Origin of the sequence: Streptomyces sp. Je 1-369, from assembly GCF_026810505.1 — a bacterium.
Taxonomy (GTDB): Bacteria; Actinomycetota; Actinomycetes; order Streptomycetales; family Streptomycetaceae; genus Streptomyces.
Genome location: NZ_CP101750.1, coordinates 41,313 through 59,042, shown reverse-complemented (window position 1 = coordinate 59,042; position 17,730 = coordinate 41,313). Strand labels below are relative to the sequence as shown.

The following is a 17,730-nucleotide window of genomic DNA, read 5'->3' as shown; positions in this document are numbered from 1 at the left end:
CCCCGGCGACCACCCCCGACCCCCCCCCAGGAGATGCCCGTGAGGACCGGAGTCACCGTCTGGCTCACCGGCCTGCCCAGCGCCGGCAAGACCACCATCGCCTACGAGCTGGCCGCCCGGCTCCGCGCGGAGGGCCACCGCGTGGAGGTCCTGGACGGCGACGAGATCCGCGAGGCGCTCTCGGCCGGCCTCGGCTTCTCGCGCACCGACCGCCACACCAACGTGCAGCGCATCGGCTACGTCGCCGAACTCCTGGCCCGCAACGGCATCCTGGCGCTGGCCCCGGTGATCGCGCCGTACACCGACAGCCGCGAAGCGGTGCGCAAACGCCACGACAGCAACCACACCCCCTACCTCGAAGTGCACGTCGCCACCCCCCTGGAGGTGTGCAGCGCACGCGACGTGAAGGGCCTGTACGCGAAGCAGGCCGCCGGCCACCTGACCGGCCTGACCGGCGTGGACGACCCCTACGAGGAGCCCGCGGCACCCGACCTGCGCCTGCACGCCCAGCACCAGAGCGTTCAGGAGTCCGCCGCCGCCGTGCACGCCCTGCTCACCGAAAGGGGACTGTTATGACACCGGCCCTCGATGCGGTGACGGCCGCCGGCGGGGGCGGCGAGAGCCCTTACGCCCTCTCGCACCCCGACGCCCTGGAATCCGAGGCGGTGCACATCCTGCGCGAGGTGGCGGGCGAGTTCGACAACCCGGTGCTCCTCTTCTCCGGCGGCAAGGACTCCATCGTCATGCTGCACCTGGCGCTGAAGGCGTTCACCCCCGCGCCGGTGCCCTTCGCGCTGCTGCACGTGGACACCGGCCACAACTTCCCCGAGGTGCTTGCCTTCCGCGACCGCGTCGTCGCCGAGCACGGCCTGCGCCTGCACGTCGCCCTGGTGCAGGACTACATCGACCGCGGCGTGCTCAAGGAGCGCCCCGACGGCACCCGCAACCCACTGCAGACCCGCCCGCTGACCGACACCATCCAGCGCGAACGGTTCGACGCGGTCTTCGGCGGCGGCCGCCGCGACGAGGAAAAGGCCCGCGCCAAGGAACGCGTGTTCTCCCTGCGCGACGAGTTCTCCCAGTGGGACCCGCGCCGCCAGCGCCCCGAGCTGTGGAACCTGTACAACGGCCGCCACCTGCCCCGCGAGCATGTGCGGGTCTTCCCGCTGTCCAACTGGACCGAGCTGGACGTGTGGCAGTACATCGCCCGCGAACGCATCGAGCTGCCCGCCATCTACTTCGCCCACGAACGCGAGGTGTTCCAGCGCCACCACATGTGGCTGACCGCCGGCCCCTGGGGCGGCCCCGAAGAGGGGGAGCGGGCCGAGAAGCGCCGGGTGCGCTACCGCACCGTCGGCGACATGTCCTGCACCGGCGCGGTGGACTCCGACGCCGACACCATCGACAAGGTCATCACGGAGATCGCCGCGTCCCGCCTCACCGAGCGCGGCGCCACCCGCGCCGACGACAAGCTCTCCGAGGCCGCGATGGAAGACCGCAAGCGCGAGGGGTACTTCTGATGAGCGTTCTGAGCGACACCGCCGCCGACACACTGCGCTTCGCCACCGCCGGCTCCGTCGACGACGGCAAATCCACCCTGGTCGGACGGCTGTTGCACGACTCCAAGTCGGTCCTGGCCGACCAGCTGGAGGCCGTCGCCCACGCCTCCCGCAACCGCGGGCAGGCCGCCCCCGACCTGGCGCTGCTCACCGACGGCCTGCGCGCCGAACGCGAGCAGGGCATCACCATCGACGTCGCCTACCGCTACTTCGCCACCCCCAGGCGCCGCTTCATCCTCGCCGACACCCCCGGCCACGTGCAGTACACCCGCAACATGGTCACCGGCGCCTCCACCGCGGAACTGACGATCATCCTGGTCGACGCCCGCAACGGCGTCGTCGAACAGACCCGCCGCCACACCGCCATCGCCGCCCTGCTGCGCGTCCCGCAGATCGTCCTGGCCGTCAACAAGATGGACCTCGTCGGCTACCAGGAGCCCGCCTTCGCGGCGATCGCCGAGCAGTACACGGCCTACGTCAAGGAGCTGGGCGGCCCGGAGGTCACCGTCATCCCCATCTGCGCGCTGGCCGGCGACAACGTCGTGGACTCCTCCGCGCACATGGACTGGTACAGCGGCCCCACCGTCCTGGAACACCTGGAGACCGTGCCGCTCAGCGACCACCTGGCGCCCCTGACGGCCCGGCTGCCCGTGCAGTACGTGATCCGCCCGCAGAGCCCCGGCCACCCCGACTACCGCGGCTACGCCGGCCGCATCGCCGAGGGCACCTTCCGCACCGGCCAGCAGGTGCGCGTACTGCCCTCGGGCCGCACCTCCACCATCACCGCCATCGAACGCCTGGGCCGCCCCGTCGAGACGGCCTGGGCCCTGCAGTCGGTGACCGTGCTGCTCCACGACGACCTCGACATCTCCCGCGGCGACCTGATCGTGCCGGCCGCCGACGCACCCGCCACCACCCGCGAGGTGACCGCGACCGTCTGCCACGTCGCCGACCAGCCGCTGACCACCGGCCACCGGGTGCTCCTCAAACACGGCACCCGCACCGTCAAGGCCCTGGTCACCGACATCCCCTCCCGCCTCACCCTGGAGGACCTCTCGCCCTACCCGCACCCCGGGCAGCTCGTCGCCAACGACATCGGCCAAGTGCGCCTGCGCACCGCCGAACCGCTGCCCCTGGACACCTACGCCCACTCCCGGCGCACCGGCTCGTTCATCCTCATCGACCCGGCCGACGGCACCACCCTGACCGCGGGCATGGTCGGCGAGTCCTTCGCCCTGCCGGACCCGGCCGCCCACGCCGCCAAGGACGAGGGATGGGACTTCTGACCCGGCGCGCCGCCCCCGCCCTGCTGGCCGCACTGCTGCTGCTGGCGCCCGCCGGCTGCGGCTACGGCTCGCAGGCCAAGGACGAGGACACCGTGCGGATCGCCGCCGGCGCACAAAAGATCGACGGCCTGGACTCGGTACGGATCGGCTACTTCGCCAACCTCACCCACGCCACCGCCCTGGTCGGCAACCGGCAGGGCTTCTTCCAAAAGGCGCTGGGCGCCACCCGCGCCCGGTACGCCACCTTCAACGCGGGCCCCTCCGAGATCGAGGCCCTGAACTCCGGCTCCCTCGACATCGGCTGGATCGGCCCCTCCCCGGCGATCAACGGGTTCACCAAGTCGGGCGGCACGAACCTGCGGATCATCGGCGGCTCCGCCTCCGGCGGCGTGAAACTCGTCGTGAACCCGAAGAGGATCACCTCCCTGGACGACGTCAGAGGCAAGAGGATCGCCACCCCGCAGCTCGGCAACACCCAGGACGTCGCCTTCCTCAACTGGGCCTCCCAGCAGGGCTGGCAGGTCGACGCGCAGAGCGGCACGGGCGAGGTGACCGTGGTGCGCAGCGACAACAAGGTCACCCCCGACGCCTACCGGTCCGGCTCCATCGACGGCGCGTGGGTGCCGGAGCCGACCGCCTCCAAGATCGTCGCCCAGGGCGGCAGGGTCCTGCTGGACGAGAAGAGCCTGTGGCCCGGCCACACCTTCGTCATCACCAACATCATCGTGTCGCAGAAGTTCCTCACCCGGCATCCCCGGGTCGTCGAGGCGGTGCTGAAGGCGTCGGTGGACACCAACCGGTGGATCGAGGAGCACCCCGGCCGGGCCAAACGCGCGGCCAACCGCCAGCTGGAGGCCGACGCCGGCAAGGCCCTGCCCCCGCAGGTCCTGGACCCGGCCTGGCAGTCCATCGACTTCACCGACGACCCGCTGGCCGCCACCTTGCGCACCGAGGCCGCACACGCCGTGCGGGCCGGCCTGCTCAAGCGCCCCGACCTGTCCGGCATCTACGACCTCACCCTGCTCAACAAGGTCCTCAAAACCGCCGGGCACCGCCCGGTGGACGACGCCAACCTCGGCGTGCGCCAACCCCCTCGCTGAGTTCCTGGAGGTGACCACCATGACCGCGACCCTCGACAAGGCCACCGGCGCCGCCGCGACGGCCCGCCACGCCGCCCGCCTCGAGCACGTCTCCAAGTCGTTCACGGGCCCCGCCGGGCCACAGCTCGTCCTGGACGACATCAGCCTCGCCGTCGCACCCGGCGAGTTCGTCACCCTCCTGGGAGCCTCCGGCTGCGGCAAATCCACCCTGCTCAACCTCGTCGCCGGCCTGGACGAGCCCACCACCGGCGAGATCACCACCGACGGCCGGCCCGCCCTGATGTTCCAGGAACACGCCCTGTTCCCCTGGCTGACCGCCGGCAAGAACATCGAACTCGCCCTGAAACTGCGCGGCATCGCCCCCAAACGGCGCCGCGAACGCGCCGAGGAGCTCCTGGCACTCGTGCGCCTCAAGGGCGCCCACCACAAGCGGGTGCACGAACTGTCCGGCGGCATGCGCCAGCGGGTCGCGCTGGCCCGCGCCCTGGCCCAGGAGAGCCGCCTGCTGCTCATGGACGAGCCCTTCGCCGCCCTGGACGCCATCACCCGCGACGTGCTGCACGACGAACTGACCCGCATCTGGAGCGAGACACAGCTCTCCGTCCTGTTCGTCACCCACAACGTGCGCGAGGCCGCCCGCCTGGCCCAGCGCGTGATCCTGCTGTCCTCCCGCCCCGGGCGCATCGCCCGCGAATGGGCCGTGGACATCCCCCAGCCGCGCCGCATCGAGGACAGTGCCGTCGCCGAACTCTCCATCGAGATCACCGAACAGCTGCGGGGGGAGATCCGCCGACATGGCCAGTACTGAGACCGGCGCCCACAAGGACGGCAGCGACAACGACCTCGCCGGCCTGGACGCCCTGGAGACCCCCCAGCCCATCCGCACGCCCTTCACCCTCACCCTGAAGGAGAAGGTCCTGCCCCCGCTCACCGCCATCGCGCTGGTCCTCGCGGTGTGGCAGGGCCTCATCTCCTTCCACATCGTGGAGGACCCCAGCAAACTGCCCGCCCCCGGCGCCGTGTGGGACGTGGCCCGCCAGGCCTGGCTGGAGGGCGAACTCCTGGGCTACATCTGGACGTCCGTCTCGCGCGGCCTGTCCGGCTTCCTGCTCGCCCTGCTCATCGGCACCCCGCTGGGCCTGCTCGTGGCCCGCCTGAAGTTCCTGCGCGCGGCGATCGGCCCGATCCTGTCCGGCCTGCAGTCCCTGCCCTCGGTGGCCTGGGTGCCGCCCGCGGTGATCTGGCTGGGCCTGAACAACTCGATGATGTACGCGGTGATCCTGCTCGGCGCGGTCCCCTCCATCGCCAACGGCCTGGTCTCCGGCGTCGACCAGGTACCGCCGCTGTTCCTGCGGGCCGGCCGCACCATGGGCGCCACCGGCCTCAAAGGCACCTGGCACGTGGTGCTGCCGGCCGCCCTGCCCGGCTACGTCGCCGGCCTCAAACAGGGCTGGGCCTTCGCCTGGCGCTCCCTGATGGCCGCCGAGATCATCGCCTCCTTCCCCGACCTGGGCCTGGGCCTGGGCCAGCTCCTGGAGAACGGCCGCAACGCCAGCGACATGGCCATGGTCTTCGAGGCCATCCTGCTGATCCTGCTGGTCGGCGTCGCCATCGACCTGCTGGTCTTCAGCCCCCTGGAGCGCTGGGTCCTGCGCAGCCGCGGCCTGCTCGTACACCGCTGAAACCCGCCCCAACCGCAGTCCGACGACCATCGACCCACCCTCTACTGCGGCTAGAGAAACCGCTGCGACGCTCATCCGGAATGGCAGCAGAAAGGGCACACCGGATGGCTTTCAAAGACGGGCGGGCTACGGTGATCGCAGACAGTTTGAGTTCCGCCGCATTACGGTACGGGGAACCGGCGGCCGGTGAAGGAACCGGCCCGAGAATCGGCCCCCAGAACATCGAGAAGACACCGGCACAGGAACTCCCGGTCCATGCACTGTCGCCCGGACTGCACCTGCGCCAGGGCGGAATCAACACCGCCTATCTCCAATTGCTCGTCGAAGCGTCGGGCCGTACGGAATTACCGCCCGTACTCGTCCAGAAAGACGGCTGGCGGATCATCGACGGACTCCACAGGCTGGAGGCCGCGAAACTCTGCGGCGACCACAGCATAAAAGCACGGCTCGTCGAGTGCACCGACGCCGAAGCACTCGTACTCGCCATGAAGGCCAACAGTTCCCACGGACTTCCGCTCTCACGGGCCGACCGCATCGCCGGAGCCGAACGCGTCCTTCTCGCCCACCCCGAATGGTCCGACCGCGCCATCGCCAGCGTCACCGGACTGAGCGCCAAGACGATCGCCGTCCTGCGCGAACGCTCCGCGTGCGCCACCCCGCCCGGCGGCCAGCGCCTGGGCCTGGACGGCAAACTGCGCTCGGTCGGCGCCGGCGAGGGCCGCCGCCGCGCCGCCGCCTACATCCACGCCCACCCCGAGGCCACCCTGCGCGAAGTCGCCCGGGAGACCGAGGTGTCCCTGGGCACCGTCCACGACGTCAGCGCCCGCCTGCGCCGCGGGGTCAGCCCCGAACGCAACGGCCTGCGCGCACCCGGCGCGCACCTGACCCTGCACCCCGCCGACCGGCCCGCCGACACCCCGCCCACCGCGCACCCGGCCCCGCGCCCGGACCGGCACGCCCCGCCGCAGGCCGCCGAGGCGGCGCCCGCCTGGGAGACGGTCGCCGCCAAGGTCGCAGGCGACCCGTGCATCCGCTACACCGCGGGCGGCAAGGAGTTCCTGCAGTGGATGGCGCTGCACGCCGGCGACCCGGACGGCTGGCGCGAGCTCGTCAACGCCGTCCCCGCCCACTGGGTCGGCGTCATCGCGCCCATCGCGGAGAGCGTCGGCAGGGAGTGGAGCCAGTTCGCCGAGCGGCTGCGCAGCCGCCAGGAAGCCGTCTGAACCCCCACCGCCCACCCCCGCACGGCCTTCAGGGCCCGGCCTCCAGCTGCCGCTTGAGGGCCCGCTCCACCGGGGACAGGGCGACCTCCGGACACAGCCGCTCCGGATGACCCGCGGGCGGCCCGCCCCGCGGCGCGGCCTCGGGCGGCGCGGTGCCGGGCGGGGGAGTGTGCTCGGCGGGCTGCGCCCCCGAGATGTAGATGGCGCCATAGGCCTGCAAGGCCGCGTACACCTCGCGCCACACACGCCTGATCAAGCTGGCCATGAATCTCCCTCCACAGGGGCGTGGCCGCGTGGCGGCGCCGGCTCGGGTGCGCCAGGAGCCGTCACTGTGCGGGCCGCCGGTCGCACCGGGTTCGAAGCCGACTCAAGCGCCGCGGTGCGGTGTCGAGGCGGACTCGAGCCGCCCCTCCGCCCGGCCTCCAGAGCGCTTTGCCAACGTGGGCGGGTGGAGCAAGCCGGCTCCGCAGCCCCGCGGGGCGCACGGTCGCGGAAGGACAGGCCCATGGACGAGGCCGAACGTGAGCGGCAGACACGCGGTGTCGAGGGAGTCGCGCCGGTGCTCCGGCTGGCCGGGGTGGACGAGGAGGAGGACGATCCCGCGGAGTGCAACGTGGTCCGCGGAATCGACTGACCGGGTGCCGGGGCGCGCGTTGCGCCGGTGAGACGAACAAGGAGTCCAAGACGATGACGCTCTCCCCGCAGCGCGCCGGCGCGACGGCGATGTCCCCCGCGGCACGCCGGTTCCTCACCGCGCCGCACACCGGCGTGCTGAGCACGCTGCGGCCCGACGGCTCGCCCCACCTGACCCCGGTGCGCTTCACCTGGGACGCACCGGCCGGCCTGGCCCGCGTCCTGACCGTGAACACGACCCGCAAGGTCAAGAACGTGCTGGCCACCCCGCACGCACGCGTCGCGCTGTGCCAGGTGGACGGCTTCGCCTGGGTCTGCCTGGAGGGCACCGCCCGGATCCTCGATGCCCCCGAACGCATCGCCGAAGGGGTCCGCCGCTACACCGAGCGCTACTTCTCCGGGCCGCCGAACCCGCCCGGCCGCGTGGTCGTGGAGATCACCGTCGACCGGGTGCTGAGCCTCAACTGCTGACCCCCCGCCCGCGGCAGGCCCCCGGGCCATCAGCCGCGGGCGCCGGGCGGTACCCCGTCCACCCAGATCAGCCCGAACGAGAGCCGGGCCAGGCGCCAGCCGCCCGGAGTGCGGCGGGCCGCGCCGCTCACCGAGGTGCCGGTGGTGAACAACTCCGGGCCCGGGCCGCCGGGATGGTGCACGTGGGTGGAGAGCAGATTGGCGCGCAGGCTCGCCCCGTCACCCGCCAGCTCCACCACCGCAGGCGAGTTCAGATGCTGGGTGCGCGCGAAATTCTCCAGCGCGTCCCGGTGCCATGCGGCGAGCCCGGCCATTCCCTCGTGCCGGCTCAGCGGGAATGCGACCACCGCGTCCTCGGTGAACAGGGTGCGCGCCCACGCGTCATCGAGCTTTTCGGTGTCCAACGCCAGCAGATAACGGTCCAGCAGACCGCGCACGGTAAAGGCGTCCACCATGGCCGTGTCCGGAGTGAAGGATTCAGCTTCAGTCGAGGTCATGCTTGAGAATGGGCCCACACACCCGCCCCGACCAACCCCGCCTGTCAAAGATCTGACGTTGCCCGCACATTTCTGTAGTGGACTGCAAAAGCTGTGTACCGGCGTCCCTTTACCGGCCGCTCGGGCGCTGTCCATACTCGTAAAACATCAACCACAAGACGGCGGATGGGCGACGATGGACAATTATGACGCGGACGTGATCATCGTAGGTGCAGGACCCACCGGCCTTATGCTCGCCGGTGAGTTGGGCCAGCACGGAATTTCCGTTCTCGTGCTCGACAGGCTCGCCGAACCGATGCGGCAGTCACGCGCCCTCGGCTTCTCCGCGCGCACCATCGAGGAATTCGCACAGCGCGGACTGCTGACCCGCCTCGGCGAGGTCGACACCATCCCCGGCGGGCACTTCGGCGGCGTACCGCTGGACTACCAGGTGCTCAGCGGCGGTTCCTACGGCGCACGCGGCATCCCCCAGTCCCGCACCGAGGCGATGCTGGCCGGCCACGCCACCGAACAGGGCGCCCGCATCCGCCGCTCGGTGGAGGTCACCGGCCTCGGCCAGGACGAGCACGGGGTGACCCTGCACACGAGCGGCACCGGGACACAGGACGGCGGCCAGGAACTGCGCGCCCGGTACGTCATCGGGTGCGACGGCGCCCGCAGCCAGGTGCGCGCCGCCGCCGGCATCGACTTCCCCGGCACCGAACCGGCCATCGAGCTGCGCTTCGCCGACATCAGCGGGGTGCGGCTGCGGCCCCGCTTCGCCGGGGAACGGGTACCCGGCGGCATGATCATGGTGCTGCCGCTGGGCCCGGACCGCTGCCGCATCATCTACTACGACCGCAGCGAGCCGCTGCGCAAGAGCACCGAGCCGATCACCTTCGACGAGGTCGCCGACACCTTCCAGAAGCTGTCGGGCGAGGACATCCACGCGGCCACCCCGCTGTGGGTGAGCTCGACCACCGACGTGAGCCGACAGGCCGAGCGGTACCGGCACGGCCGGGTGTTCCTGGCCGGCGACGCCGCACACATCCACCTGCCCATCGGCGCCCAGGGCATGAGCGCCGGCGTGCAGGACGCGGTCAACCTCGGCTGGAAACTCGCCCTCGTCCTCAAGGACCTGGCCCCCGACACCCTGCTGGACACCTACCACAGCGAACGCCACCCGGTCGGCGCCCGCATCCTGACCAACACCCTGGCCCAGCGCATCCTCTACCTCGGCGGCGAGGAGATCACCCCGCTGCTCGACGTCTTCACCGAACTCACCCGCTACGACTCGGTCCAGCGCCACCTGGTCGGCATGGTCACCGGCCTGGACATCCGCCACGACGTCGGCGCGGGGGAGCACCCCCTGCTCGGCCGGCGCCTTCAGGACGGCGACCTGACCTGCGAGGGCCGGCCCACCCGCGTCCACGCCCTGCTGCACACCGGCCGCGGCGTACTGCTCGACCTCGGCGCCGACAGCGCGCTGCCGGCCGCCGCCAAGGCCTGGTCGGACCGCGTCGACATCGTCACCGCACGCCCCGGCCCCACCCTGCCCGCCGCCGAGGCGATCCTGCTGCGCCCCGACGGCTACATCGCCTGGATCGCGCCCGACCCGGACGCGCTGCCCCTGCCCGCCGCCCTGGAGCGCTGGTTCGGCCCCGCCGCCTGACCGCCCCTCGCCCGACCGCGCCCGCGGCGGCCCGACCGCGCTCCGGCCAAAGGACCGCGCTCCGGCCAAAGGACCGACCGCGCTCCGGCCAAAGGCCCGCGCCCCGGCTAAAGGACCGACCGCGGCCCGCACGGCCGCCGCCCGGCCCCGTGCCGCGGCCCCGGCCCCGCCCGCCGCGCACCCGCCCCTGACAGCCCGACAGGAAGAGACCCGACGCCATGCCCTACATCTCCACCCAGGACAAGCACCTGACCGTCCTCAACCTGTTCACCACCGACCAGCCGGAGAAGCAGGACAAGCTGATCCAGGAGATGCGGAAGATCGTCGACACCGCGGCGTTCGACGGCTGGATCTCCTCCACCGTGCACGCCGGACAGGACAGCCCCGGCACCGCCAACTTCATCCAGTGGCGCAGCGGCGAGGACCTGGAGAAGCGGTATGCGGGCGAGGAGTTCAAGCACCGCACGCTGCCCGTCTTCCAGGACATCACCACCTCGATCCGGCTGCTGCAGAGCGAGATCGTCCATACCCAGCGCCACCCCTCCCAGGGCGAGGCCACCGAGGTCTCGCCCGACCGCGACGACCACACCGTCATCGAGATCTTCAAGGTCTCCCAGAGCAACCAGGACGAGCTGATCGCCGAACTCGGCGAGGGCCAGTCCTGGCTCCTGGAGGTCGACGGCTACCGCTCGCACAGCGTCTTCAAGGGCCTGCGCGCCCGCTTCCTGGAAGGCCCCTTCGTCGTCGTCTACTCCCAGTGGGCGAGCAAGGCCGACTACGACGCCCACCGCCACCAGGCCACCGCGCGGCAGTCCGAGGCCCGCCAGAAGTCCGAGGCGCGCATCAACGCCCTGAAGACCGAGAGCGACTGGAACTCCTACCGGGTGATCCACAGCCGCGCCGCCGGCGCGTGAGCCGCCCGGCCGGCCGCGCGGGCCCCGCCCGCCGGCCGGTCCCGCCCCCTTCGACCACGGCGCACGGCGCCCACCGCAAGGAGCGAGGTATGCACAGCACGCTGATCGTGGCCCGGATGGCGATCGACTCCAGCCGCAGCGTCGCCGAACTGTTCACCGACTTCGACGCCACCGACATGCCCCACCGCATGGGCACCCGCCGCCGCCAGCTCTTCGCCTACCGCGGCCTGTACTTCCACCTCCAGGACTTCGACTCCGACGACGGAGGCGCCCGCATCGAACGCGCCAAGGACGATGCCCGCTTCGTGCGGATCAGCGACGACCTCAAGCCGCACATCGAGGCCTACGACCCGGCCACCTGGCGCTCCCCGGCCGACGCGATGGCCCAGCGCTTCTACTCCTGGGAGGCCGGCGCATGACGCAGCGCCGCGTCGTCATCACCGGCCTGGAGGTCCTGGCCCCCGGCGGCCTGGGCCGCAAGGAGTTCTGGCAGCTCATCAGCGAGGGCCGCACCGCGACCCGCGGCATCACCTTCTTCGACCCCGCCCCCTTCCGCTCCAAGGTGGCCGCCGAGGCCGACTTCTGCGGCCTGGAGCACGGGCTGAGCCCGCAGGAGGTGCGGCGCATGGACCGCGCCGCCCAGTTCGCCGTGGTCACCGCCCGCGCCGCCGTCCAGGACAGCGGCGCCGAGCTGAGCGAGCACGCCCCGCACCGCATCGGCGTGGTCGTGGGCAGCGCGGTGGGCGCCACCATGGGCCTGGACGACGAATACCGCGTCGTCAGCGACGGCGGCCGCCTGGACCTGGTCGACCACCGCTACGCGGTGCCGCACCTGTACAACTACCTGGTGCCCAGCTCCTTCGCGGCGGAGGTGGCCTGGGCGGTCGGCGCGGAAGGCCCCTCCACGGTCGTCTCCACCGGCTGCACCTCGGGCATCGACGCGGTCGGCTACGCGGTGGAGCTGGTGCGCGAGGGCTCCGTCGACGTCATGGTCGCCGGGGCGTCCGACGCGCCGATCTCCCCGATCACCATGGCGTGCTTCGACGCGATCAAGGCGACCACGCCGCGCCACGACGCACCCGAACAGGCCTCACGGCCCTTCGACAGCACCCGCAACGGCTTCGTGCTGGGCGAGGGCGCCGCCTTCTTCGTCCTGGAGGAGCTCGAGAGCGCCCGGCGCCGCGGCGCCCACATCTACGCCGAGATCGCCGGCTACGCCACCCGCTCCAACGCCTACCACATGACCGGACTGCGCCGGGACGGCGCGGAGATGGCCGAGGCCATCCGCCTGGCCCTGGACGAGGCACGGATGATCCCCGAGCAGATCGACTACATCAACGCCCACGGCTCGGGCACCAAGCAGAACGACCGGCACGAGACGGCCGCGTTCAAACGGGCGCTGGGCGAGCACGCCTACCGCACCCCGGTCAGCTCCATCAAGTCGATGGTGGGCCACTCGCTGGGCGCCATCGGCTCCATCGAGATCGCCGCCTCCGCGCTGGCCATGGAGTACGACGTGGTGCCGCCGACCGCCAACCTGCACACCCCCGACCCCGAATGCGACCTGGACTACGTGCCGTTGACGGCCCGCGACCAGCAGGTCGATGCGGTCCTGACGGTCGGCAGCGGCTTCGGCGGATTCCAGAGCGCGATGGTGCTCGCCCCGGCGCGAAGGAGCACCGTATGACTGCCGTCGCGGTCACCGGCATGGGCATCGCCGCCCCCAACGGCCTGGGCGCGGCCGACTACTGGGCGGCCACCCTCGGCGCGAAGAGCGGCATCGGCCGCATCACCCGCTTCGACCCCTCGAGCTACCCCGCCCAACTGGCCGGGGAGATCCCCGGGTTCGAGGCGGCGGAGCACCTGCCGGGCCGGCTGCTGCCGCAGACCGACCGCGTCACCCGGCTCTCGCTGGCCGCCGCGGACTGGGCGCTGGCCGACGCCGGGGTGGACGTGGCCGCCTTCGACCCGCTGGACATGGGGGTGGTCACCGCAAGCCACGCCGGCGGCTTCGAGTTCGGCCAGGACGAACTGCAGAAACTGTGGGCCAAGGGCAGCCAGTTCGTCTCCGCCTACCAGTCCTTCGCCTGGTTCTACGCGGTCAACAGCGGCCAGATCTCCATCCGGCACGGCATGAAGGGGCCCAGCGGCGTCGTCGTCAGCGACCAGGCCGGCGGCCTGGACGCCCTTGCGCAGGCCCGCCGCCTCATCCGCAAGGGCACCCCGCTGATCGTGGGCGGCGCCGTGGACGCCTCGGTGTGCCCCTGGGGCTGGGTGGCCCAGCTCGCCGGCGGCCGCATGAGCGACAGCGACGAACCCACCCGCGCCTACCTGCCCTTCGACCGCGACGCCCGCGGCTACGTGCCCGGCGAGGGCGGCGCCCTGCTCACCCTGGAACCCACCGAGGCCGCCCGCGCCCGCGGCGCCACCCTCTACGGCGAACTCGCCGGCTACGGAGCGACCATCGACCCGCCCCCGCACAGCGGCCGCCCCTCCACCCTGCGCACCGCGATGCGCACCGCACTGCAGGACGCCGCCGCCGCGCCCGGCGACATCGACGTGGTCTTCGCCGACGGCGCGGGCGTACCCGACCTGGACCGGGCCGAGGCCGCGGCGATCAGCGAGGTGTTCGGCCCGGGCCGCGTCCCGGTCACCGTGCCCAAGACGATGACCGGCCGCCTGCACTCCGGCGCCGCGCCCCTGGACGTGGCCTGCGCGCTCCTGGCGATGCGCGCCGGCCTCATCCCGCCCACCGTCCACATCGACCCCTGTCCCGAGTACGACCTGGACCTGGTCCTGTACCAGGCGCGCCCGGCCGCGCTGCGCACCGCGCTGGTGCTGGCCCGCGGCCACGGCGGGTTCAACTCCGCGATGGTCGTGCGCGCCGGACAGTGAACCGCCCCGCGGCACACCGGCGGCGCCCTGCCGCCTTGCCGGCCGGGCCCGAGACGAAGGAAGCAGACCAACCATGAGCGAGCAGCCCTTCACCCTGGACGACCTCACGCGCATCCTCGTCGAGGCCGCGGGCGCCGACGAGGCCGCCCCGCTGGACGACGACATCCTGGACACCGCCTTCGGCCTGCTGGGCTATGAGTCGCTGGCCCTGCTGGAGACCGGCGGCTGCATCGAGCGCGAGTACGGCATCGCGCTGGACGACGACACGCTGAGCGACGACCTGACCCCGAGGGAACTGATCCACACCGTCAACGAGCGGCTGGCCGCCGCCCGCGTGGCCTGAGAGGACACCCGCCATGACACAGACCGCCCCCCGCCTCGCCCTGGTCACCGGCGCCACCAGCGGCATCGGCCTGGCCGCCGCCCGCCTGCTCGCCCAGCAGGGCCACCGAATCTTCCTGGGCGCCCGCACCGACAGCGACGTCGTCGCCACCGTCAAGTCCCTGCGCAACGACGGCCTGGAGGCCGAGGGCCAGGTCCTCGACGTGCGCGACGGCGCCTCCGTCACCGCGTTCGTGGCCGCCGCCGTGGAGCGGTTCGGGCCCGTGGACGTGCTGGTCAACAACGCCGGCCGGTCCGGCGGCGGGGTGACCGCGCAGCTCACCGACGAACTGTGGGACGACGTCATCGACACCAACCTCAACAGCGTCTTCCGCATGACCCGCGCCGTCCTGACCACCGGCCGCATGCAGGAGGGCGGCCGCGGCCGCATCATCAACGTCGCCTCCACCGCCGGCAAGCAGGGCGTCGTGCTCGGCGCCCCCTACTCCGCCTCCAAACACGGCGTCGTCGGCTTCACCAAGGCGCTCGGCAACGAGCTCGCGCCCAGCGGCATCACTGTCAACGCCGTATGCCCCGGCTACGTGGAGACCCCCATGGCCCAGCGCGTGCGCCAGGGCTACGCCGCCGCCTACGACACCACCGAGGAGGCGATCCTCACCAAGTTCCAGGCCAAGATCCCCCTGGGCCGCTACAGCACCCCCGAGGAAGTCGCCGGCCTCATCGGCTACCTCGCCTCCGACACCGCCGCCTCCATCACCTCCCAGGCCCTCAACGTCTGCGGCGGACTCGGCAACTTCTGACCGCCCCGATCGCCCCGCCCCGATCGCCCCGCCCCGCCCGCCCCGTACGAGGAGCACCTGCCATGACGACGCGTCAGGTCGAGCACGAGATCACCATCGGCGCGCCCGCGGCCACGGTCTACCGCCTGCTGGCGGACGTGAGCCACTGGCCGCAGATCTTCCCGCCCACCATCCACGTCGAGCGCGAGGAGACGGGCGAGCACCAGGAGCGCATCCGCATCTGGGCCACCGCCAACGGCGAGCCCAAGAACTGGACCTCGCGCCGCACCCTGGACCCCGAGGGCCTGCGCATCGTCTTCCGCCAGGAGGTCACCACCGCGCCCGTCGCCGCGATGGGCGGCACCTGGATCGTCGAGCCGCAGGGCCAGGACACCTCCCGGGTGCGGCTGCTGCACGACTACCGGGCCATCGACGACGACCCGGCGGACCTGCGGTGGATCGAGAGGGCCGTGGACACCAACAGCACCGCGGAACTGGCCGCCCTCAAGGACAACGTCGAACACGCCCACGCCGCCGAGCGCGAGGACCTGGTCTTCTCCTTCACCGACACCGTGGAGATCAACGGCGCCGCCAAGGACGCCTTCGACTTCGTCAACGAGGCCGGGCGCTGGCCCGAACGGCTGCCGCACGTGGCCACCGTACGCTTCGAAGAACCCGCCCCCGGCCTGCAGATCCTGGAGATGGACACCCGCGCCAAGGACGGCTCGGTGCACACCACCAAGTCCTACCGGGTCGCCCTGGACACCCGCAAAATCGCCTACAAGCAGGTCACCCTGCCCGCCCTGATGACCCTGCACACCGGCTACTGGACCTTCACCGACACCGGCCGGGGCACCACCGAGGCCGCCTCCCAGCACACCGTGTCGATCAACACCGCCAACATCGCCAAGATCCTCGGCGACCGGGCCACCGCCGCCGACGCCCGCGCCTACGTGCACAGCGCGCTGTCCACCAACAGCCGCGCCACGCTGGGCCATGCCAAGGACTACGCGGAGCGGACCCACTGACATGGCCGCGCAGGACGCGGGCCGCCCCCGCCGCTCCCGCGAGAGTGCTCCGGGCCGCAGCGACGTGCTGGACACCCAGGTCATCGTCGTCGGCGCAGGCCCCGTGGGGCTGCTGCTCACCGCCGAACTGTGCCTGAACGGCATCCAGGTCGCCGTCGTCGAACAGCGCCACCGCCCCACCAAGGAGTCCCGCGCCTCCACCCTGCACGCCCGCACCATGGAGATCTTCGACAGCCGCGGCCTGCTGACCGACTTCGCCAGCCCGCCCACCGAACCGCGCGGCCACTTCGGCGGCCTGCCCCTGGACCTCACCCTGCCCGGCGCCTACCCCGGCCAGCACAAAGTGCCCCAGACCAAGACCGAGTCGGTCCTTGAGGAGTGGGCGCTCTCACTGGGCGCCGACATCCGCTGCGGCCACCGCCTGGAACTGATCGACCTGGTCCAGGACGGCGAGGCGGTCGAGGCGCAGGCCATGGACCGCGACGGCCGCCCCGTACGCCTGCGCGGGAAGTACCTGGTGGCCTGCGACGGCCAGGACTCCACCGTGCGCCGCCTGACCGGCGCCGCCTTCCCCGGCCACGGCGCCACCCGCGAACTGCTGCGCGCCGACGTGGAGGGCATCCACATCCGCGACCGGCGCTTCGAGCGGCTGCCCGGCGGCCTGGCCATCGCCGCCCGCCGCCCCGACGGCGTCACCCGCGTCATGGTCCACGCCTCCGGCACGCCCGCCGGGCAGCGCACCCGCCCCCCGCGGTACGCCGAGGTAGTGGCCGCCTGGCAGCAGGTCACCGGCGAGGACATCAGCGCCGGCACCCCGTTGTGGGTCAACCACTTCGACGACGCCAACCACCAGCTCACCCACTACCGCCACGGCCGCGTCCTGTACGCGGGCGATGCCGCCCACCGCCAGATGCCCATCGGCGGCCAGGCCCTCAACCTGGGTCTGCAGGACGCCTTCAACCTCGGCTGGAAACTCGCCGCCGTCCTGGCCGGACACGCCCCCGCGGGTCTGCTGGACACCTACCACAGCGAACGGCACGCGGTGGGCCGCGCCGTGCTCGCCAACATCCGCGCCCAGGCCATGCTGCTGCTGGGCAGCGCCGAGGTGGAGCCGCTGCGCGCGGTCCTGGCCGAACTGCTGGGCGACGAGCAGGTACGCACCCGCCTCGCCGGCATGATCAGCGGCCTCGACATCCGCTACGCCGACCGCGGCACCGGCCACCCCCTGACGGGCCTGCGCCTGCCGCACGCCCGGCTGCGGGTGGGCAGCGCCACCTGCACCACCCTGGAACTGCTGCGCTCGGGGCGCGGCCTGCTGCTTGGCCTGGAGGGGCGGGTGCCGGCGGCGGGGGAGCGGTGGGCCGACCGCATCGACCTGGTGGTGGCCCGCCCCGAGCCGGACAGCGACCCCGGCGAGCTGGACAAGGTGACCGCGGTGGCGGTGCGCCCGGACGGCTACGTGGTGTGGGCGGCCACCAGCGACCAGCCCGGCGGCGCCGAGGACCTGAGCGCCGTCCTGGAGCGCTGGTTCGGCACCCCGCACTGACGCACTGACGAGCACCCGACATCCGCGAGCAAGGAGAGGCAGGACAATCATGGCGGGGACAGCGGCGGACACCGACAACACCCACGAAACCCACCACGCCCACGACACCCATGACACCCACGAC

Annotated in this window: 20 protein-coding genes; 18 read left to right on the top strand and 2 right to left on the bottom strand. The window is 72.2% G+C overall.

The genetic code is table 11. The features are described 5' to 3' along the window. Positions 1-39 precede the first annotated feature (39 nt). The 7 genes from cysC to NOO62_RS00250 all read left to right on the top strand — a co-directional run bounded on the left by cysC (position 40) and on the right by NOO62_RS00250 (position 6,850). Complete coding sequence (gene cysC, locus NOO62_RS00280) at positions 40-576, top strand: adenylyl-sulfate kinase (RefSeq protein WP_268768844.1); 537 nt, start codon at positions 40-42, stop codon at positions 574-576. Further along, the gene (gene cysD / locus NOO62_RS00275; protein WP_268768843.1) at positions 573-1,520 is read left to right on the top strand and encodes a sulfate adenylyltransferase subunit CysD; all 948 of its coding nucleotides are present in this window, start codon (positions 573-575) and stop codon (positions 1,518-1,520) included. Before cysC ends, cysD begins: the two co-directional genes overlap by 4 nt. Next, a complete protein-coding gene (locus NOO62_RS00270) occupies positions 1,520-2,845 on the top strand; it encodes a sulfate adenylyltransferase subunit 1 (RefSeq protein WP_268768842.1) in 1,326 nt (441 codons plus the stop codon). Before cysD ends, NOO62_RS00270 begins: the two co-directional genes overlap by 1 nt. Continuing rightward, on the top strand, positions 2,833-3,945 hold the full coding sequence (locus NOO62_RS00265; RefSeq protein ID WP_268768841.1) for an aliphatic sulfonate ABC transporter substrate-binding protein: 1,113 nt from the start codon (positions 2,833-2,835) through the stop codon (positions 3,943-3,945). The genes NOO62_RS00270 and NOO62_RS00265 overlap by 13 nt, the downstream gene beginning before the upstream one ends. 19 nt (positions 3,946-3,964) lie before the next feature. Next, the gene (locus NOO62_RS00260; protein WP_268768840.1) at positions 3,965-4,753 is read left to right on the top strand and encodes an ABC transporter ATP-binding protein; all 789 of its coding nucleotides are present in this window, start codon (positions 3,965-3,967) and stop codon (positions 4,751-4,753) included. Further along, positions 4,740-5,627 carry an ABC transporter permease gene (locus NOO62_RS00255; protein WP_268768839.1) on the top strand — a complete coding sequence of 296 codons (888 nt, stop codon included), beginning with the start codon at positions 4,740-4,742 and terminating at the stop codon, positions 5,625-5,627. The genes NOO62_RS00260 and NOO62_RS00255 overlap by 14 nt, the downstream gene beginning before the upstream one ends. A 146-nt stretch (positions 5,628-5,773) precedes the next feature. Further along, on the top strand, positions 5,774-6,850 hold the full coding sequence (locus NOO62_RS00250) for a ParB/RepB/Spo0J family partition protein (protein ID WP_268768838.1): 1,077 nt from the start codon (positions 5,774-5,776) through the stop codon (positions 6,848-6,850). 28 nt (positions 6,851-6,878) lie between these two features. Here NOO62_RS00250 and NOO62_RS00245 read toward each other — a convergent pair whose 3' ends face one another. Continuing rightward, a complete protein-coding gene (locus NOO62_RS00245) occupies positions 6,879-7,115 on the bottom strand; it encodes a DUF6059 family protein (protein ID WP_268768837.1) in 237 nt (78 codons plus the stop codon). 240 nt (positions 7,116-7,355) lie between these two features. On the opposite strand from NOO62_RS00245, the gene NOO62_RS00240 reads away from it, so the two are divergent. Both NOO62_RS00240 and NOO62_RS00235 read left to right on the top strand, forming a co-directional pair. After that, positions 7,356-7,484, top strand: a complete 129-nt coding sequence (locus NOO62_RS00240) for a hypothetical protein (protein ID WP_268768836.1) — start codon at positions 7,356-7,358, stop codon at positions 7,482-7,484. Between the two features lie 53 nt (positions 7,485-7,537). Continuing rightward, on the top strand, positions 7,538-7,954 hold the full coding sequence (locus NOO62_RS00235; protein ID WP_414930745.1) for a pyridoxamine 5'-phosphate oxidase family protein: 417 nt from the start codon (positions 7,538-7,540) through the stop codon (positions 7,952-7,954). A 29-nt stretch (positions 7,955-7,983) separates the two neighbouring features. On the opposite strand, the gene NOO62_RS00230 is transcribed toward NOO62_RS00235, so the two are convergent. Further along, positions 7,984-8,451, bottom strand: coding sequence for a nuclear transport factor 2 family protein (locus NOO62_RS00230; RefSeq protein ID WP_268768835.1), 468 nt, complete (start codon positions 8,449-8,451; stop codon positions 7,984-7,986). 175 nt (positions 8,452-8,626) lie between these two features. Between NOO62_RS00230 and NOO62_RS00225 the strand changes: the two genes are divergently transcribed. The 9 genes from NOO62_RS00225 to NOO62_RS00185 all read left to right on the top strand — a co-directional run bounded on the left by NOO62_RS00225 (position 8,627) and on the right by NOO62_RS00185 (position 17,606). Beyond that, positions 8,627-10,102, top strand: a complete 1,476-nt coding sequence (locus NOO62_RS00225; protein ID WP_268768834.1) for an FAD-dependent monooxygenase — start codon at positions 8,627-8,629, stop codon at positions 10,100-10,102. 218 nt (positions 10,103-10,320) lie between these two features. Further along, positions 10,321-11,016: an antibiotic biosynthesis monooxygenase family protein gene (locus NOO62_RS00220; RefSeq protein WP_268768833.1), complete on the top strand. Its 696-nt coding sequence runs from the start codon at positions 10,321-10,323 to the stop codon at positions 11,014-11,016. Positions 11,017-11,105: 89 nt separating this feature from the next. After that, entirely contained in the window at positions 11,106-11,435 is a 330-nt protein-coding gene (locus NOO62_RS00215; RefSeq protein ID WP_268768832.1) for a TcmI family type II polyketide cyclase, read from the top strand. After that, positions 11,432-12,703, top strand: coding sequence for a beta-ketoacyl-[acyl-carrier-protein] synthase family protein (locus tag NOO62_RS00210; protein WP_268768831.1), 1,272 nt, complete (start codon positions 11,432-11,434; stop codon positions 12,701-12,703). The genes NOO62_RS00215 and NOO62_RS00210 overlap by 4 nt, the downstream gene beginning before the upstream one ends. Then, entirely contained in the window at positions 12,700-13,911 is a 1,212-nt protein-coding gene (locus tag NOO62_RS00205; protein WP_268768830.1) for a ketosynthase chain-length factor, read from the top strand. The genes NOO62_RS00210 and NOO62_RS00205 overlap by 4 nt, the downstream gene beginning before the upstream one ends. 73 nt (positions 13,912-13,984) lie before the next feature. Further along, positions 13,985-14,254, top strand: a complete 270-nt coding sequence (locus NOO62_RS00200) for a phosphopantetheine-binding protein (protein ID WP_268768829.1) — start codon at positions 13,985-13,987, stop codon at positions 14,252-14,254. Positions 14,255-14,267: 13 nt separating this feature from the next. After that, positions 14,268-15,053: a 3-oxoacyl-ACP reductase FabG gene (fabG, locus tag NOO62_RS00195; protein WP_268768828.1), complete on the top strand. Its 786-nt coding sequence runs from the start codon at positions 14,268-14,270 to the stop codon at positions 15,051-15,053. A gap of 62 nt (positions 15,054-15,115) precedes the next feature. Further along, the gene (locus tag NOO62_RS00190; protein WP_268768827.1) at positions 15,116-16,060 is read left to right on the top strand and encodes an aromatase/cyclase; all 945 of its coding nucleotides are present in this window, start codon (positions 15,116-15,118) and stop codon (positions 16,058-16,060) included. A 1-nt stretch (position 16,061) separates the two neighbouring features. Beyond that, positions 16,062-17,606 (top strand): FAD-dependent monooxygenase, encoded by a 1,545-nt coding sequence (locus NOO62_RS00185; protein ID WP_268768826.1) that lies wholly within the window; start codon positions 16,062-16,064, stop codon positions 17,604-17,606. Positions 17,607-17,730: the final 124 nt, after the last annotated feature.